The 3,171-nt window shown below is 63.0% G+C and carries 4 protein-coding genes; 3 read left to right on the top strand and 1 reads right to left on the bottom strand.

Features of this window, described 5'->3' with window-relative positions:
* Nucleotides 1-83 precede the first annotated feature (83 nt).
* Nucleotides 84-551, top strand: a complete 468-nt coding sequence (locus tag BSR28_RS08765; RefSeq protein ID WP_223155915.1) for a GNAT family N-acetyltransferase — start codon at nt 84-86, stop codon at nt 549-551.
* On the opposite strand, the gene tet(A) is transcribed toward BSR28_RS08765, so the two are convergent.
* The gene (gene tet(A), locus BSR28_RS08760; RefSeq protein ID WP_000804064.1) at nt 482-1,681 is read right to left on the bottom strand and encodes a tetracycline efflux MFS transporter Tet(A); all 1,200 of its coding nucleotides are present in this window, start codon (nt 1,679-1,681) and stop codon (nt 482-484) included. The two genes, BSR28_RS08765 and tet(A), sit on opposite strands and share 70 nt — an antisense overlap.
* Before the next feature lie 104 nt (nt 1,682-1,785).
* On the opposite strand from tet(A), the gene tetR(A) reads away from it, so the two are divergent.
* Nucleotides 1,786-2,436, top strand: a complete 651-nt coding sequence (gene tetR(A) / locus BSR28_RS08755; protein WP_000164043.1) for a tetracycline resistance transcriptional repressor TetR(A) — start codon at nt 1,786-1,788, stop codon at nt 2,434-2,436.
* A gap of 530 nt (nt 2,437-2,966) precedes the next feature.
* Nucleotides 2,967-3,171 (top strand): hypothetical protein (locus tag BSR28_RS09225; RefSeq protein WP_233120647.1); only part of this gene is annotated, 205 nt, incomplete at its 3' end.

Below are 3,171 nucleotides of genomic sequence, written 5' to 3'. Positions count from 1 at the left end.
TCGCAGCAGCCGCCTGATCGGCGCAGAGCGACAGCCTACCTCTGACTGCCGCCAATCTTTGCAACAGAGCCAAATTGACAATTGTGATTAAGGCTCAGATTCGACGGCTTGGAGCGGCCGACGTGCAGGATTTCCGCGAGATCCGATTGTCGGCCCTGAAGAAAGCTCCAGAGATGTTCGGGTCCGTTTACGAGCACGAGGAGAAAAAGCCCATGGAGGCGTTCGCTGAACGGTTGCGAGATGCCGTGGCATTCGGCGCCTACATCGACGGCGAGATCATTGGGCTGTCGGTCTTCAAACAGGAGGACGGCCCCAAGGACGCTCACAAGGCGCATCTGTCCGGCGTTTTCGTGGAGCCCGAACAGCGAGGCCGAGGGGTCGCCGGTATGCTGCTGCGGGCGGTGATAGACTATGGCCGCGAGCATGTGGAGCAGATCATGCTGACGGTTGCGGAAGGGAACGAAGCCGCTATAAACCTCTATCAGCGATCGGCTCGTTGCCCTGCGCCGCTCCAAAGCCCGCGACGCAGCGCCGGCAGGCAGAGCAAGTAGAGGGCAGCGCCTGCAATCCATGCCCACCCGTTCCACGTTGTTATAGAAGCCGCATAGATCGCCGTGAAGAGGAGGGGTCCGACGATCGAGGTCAGGCTGGTGAGCGCCGCCAGTGAGCCTTGCAGCTGCCCCTGACGTTCCTCATCCACCTGCCTGGACAACATTGCTTGCAGCGCCGGCATTCCGATGCCACCCGAAGCAAGCAGGACCATGATCGGGAACGCCATCCATCCCCGTGTCGCGAAGGCAAGCAGGATGTAGCCTGTGCCGTCGGCAATCATTCCGAGCATGAGTGCCCGCCTTTCGCCGAGCCGGGCGGCTACAGGGCCGGTGATCATTGCCTGGGCGAGTGAATGCAGAATGCCAAATGCGGCAAGCGAAATGCCGATCGTGGTCGCGTCCCAGTGAAAGCGATCCTCGCCGAAAATGACCCAAAGCGCGGCCGGCACCTGTCCGACAAGTTGCATGATGAAGAAGACCGCCATCAGGGCGGCGACGACGGTCATGCCCCGGGCCCACCGGAACGAAGCGAGCGGGTTGAGAGCCTCCCGGCGTAACGGCCGGCGTTCGCCTTTGTGCGACTCCGGCAAAAGGAAACAGCCCGTCAGGAAATTGAGGCCGTTCAAGGCTGCCGCGGCGAAGAACGGAGCGTGGGGGGAGAAACCGCCCATCAGCCCACCGAGCACAGGTCCCGCGACCATCCCGAACCCGAAACAGGCGCTCATGAAGCCGAAGTGCCGCGCGCGCTCATCGCCATCAGTGATATCGGCAATATAAGCGCCGGCTACCGCCCCAGTCGCCCCGGTGATGCCGGCCACGATCCGCCCGATATAGAGAACCCAAAGGAAAGGCGCCGTCGCCATGATGGCGTAGTCGACAGCAGCGCCGGCCAGCGAGACGAGCAAGACCGGCCGCCGCCCGAAACGATCCGACAGCGCGCCCAGCACAGGTGCGCAGGCAAATTGCATCAACGCATACAGCGCCAGCAGAATGCCATAGTGGGCGGTGACGTCGTTCGAGTGAACCAGATCGCGCAGGAGGCCCGGCAGCACCGGCATAATCAGGCCGATGCCGACAGCGTCGAGCGCGACAGTGCTCAGAATTACGATCAGGGGTCTGTTGGGTTTCACGTCTGGCCTCCGGACCAGCCTCCGCTGGTCCGATTGAACGCGCGGATTCTTTATCACTGATAAGTTGGTGGACATATTAGTTTATCAGTGATAAAGTGTCAAGCATGACAAAGTTGCAGCCGAATACAGTGATCCGTGCCGCCCTGGACCTGTTGAACGAGGTCGGCGTAGACGGTCTGACGACACGCAAACTGGCGGAACGGTTGGGGGTTCAGCAGCCGGCGCTTTACTGGCACTTCAGGAACAAGCGGGCGCTGCTCGACGCACTGGCCGAAGCCATGCTGGCGGAGAATCATACGCATTCGGTGCCGAGAGCCGACGACGACTGGCGCTCATTTCTGATCGGGAATGCCCGCAGCTTCAGGCAGGCGCTGCTCGCCTACCGCGATGGCGCGCGCATCCATGCCGGCACGCGACCGGGCGCACCGCAGATGGAAACGGCCGACGCGCAGCTTCGCTTCCTCTGCGAGGCGGGTTTTTCGGCCGGGGACGCCGTCAATGCGCTGATGACAATCAGCTACTTCACTGTTGGGGCCGTGCTTGAGGAGCAGGCCGGCGACAGCGATGCCGGCGAGCGCGGCGGCACCGTTGAACAGGCTCCGCTCTCGCCGCTGTTGCGGGCCGCGATAGACGCCTTCGACGAAGCCGGTCCGGACGCAGCGTTCGAGCAGGGACTCGCGGTGATTGTCGATGGATTGGCGAAAAGGAGGCTCGTTGTCAGGAACGTTGAAGGACCGAGAAAGGGTGACGATTGATCAGGACCGCTGCCGGAGCGCAACCCACTCACTACAGCAGAGCCATGTAGACAACATCCCCTCCCCCTTTCCACCGCGTCAGACGCCCGTAGCAGCCCGCTACGGGCTTTTTCATGCCCTGCCCTAGCGTCCAAGCCTCACGGCCGCGCTCGGCCTCTCTGGCGGCCTTCTGGCGCTCCTGCTGCGGCGTCCGCTCGTGGGCCGTGGCGCGGGTCCGCGCGCCGGCCTCGTGCGCCTGGCGCTCGCGGGCGAGGTCCAGGGCGGCCGTCTTCACGTTCTGCCTTGCGCAGATGAGATAGATCTAGCGTGGACTCAAGGCTCTCGCGAATGGCTCGCGTTGGAAACTTTCATTGACACTTGAGGGGCACCGCAGGGAAATTCTCGTCCTTGCGAGAACCGGCTATGTCGTGCTGCGCATCGAGCCTGCGCCCTTGGCTTGTCTCGCCCCTCTCCGCGTCGCTACGGGGCTTCCAGCGCCTTTCCGACGCTCACCGGGCTGGTTGCCCTCGCCGCTGGGCTGGCGGCCGTCTATGGCCCTGCAAACGCGCCAGAAACGCCGTCGAAGCCGTGTGCGAGACACCGCGGCCGCCGGCGTTGTGGATACCTCGCGAAAAACTTGGCCCTCACTGACAGATGAGGGGCGGACGTTGACACTTGAGGGGCCGGGCTCTGTTGCAAAAATCGTGAAGCTTGAGCATGCTTGGCGGAGATTGGACGGACGGAACGATGACGGAT

The sequence above is a fragment of the Boudabousia liubingyangii genome, assembly GCF_001907245.1.
Lineage (GTDB): Bacteria > Actinomycetota > Actinomycetes > Actinomycetales > Actinomycetaceae > Boudabousia > Boudabousia liubingyangii.
The sequence above is the reverse complement of the archived record's forward strand: the minus strand, read 5'-3'. Positions and strand labels throughout refer to the sequence as shown.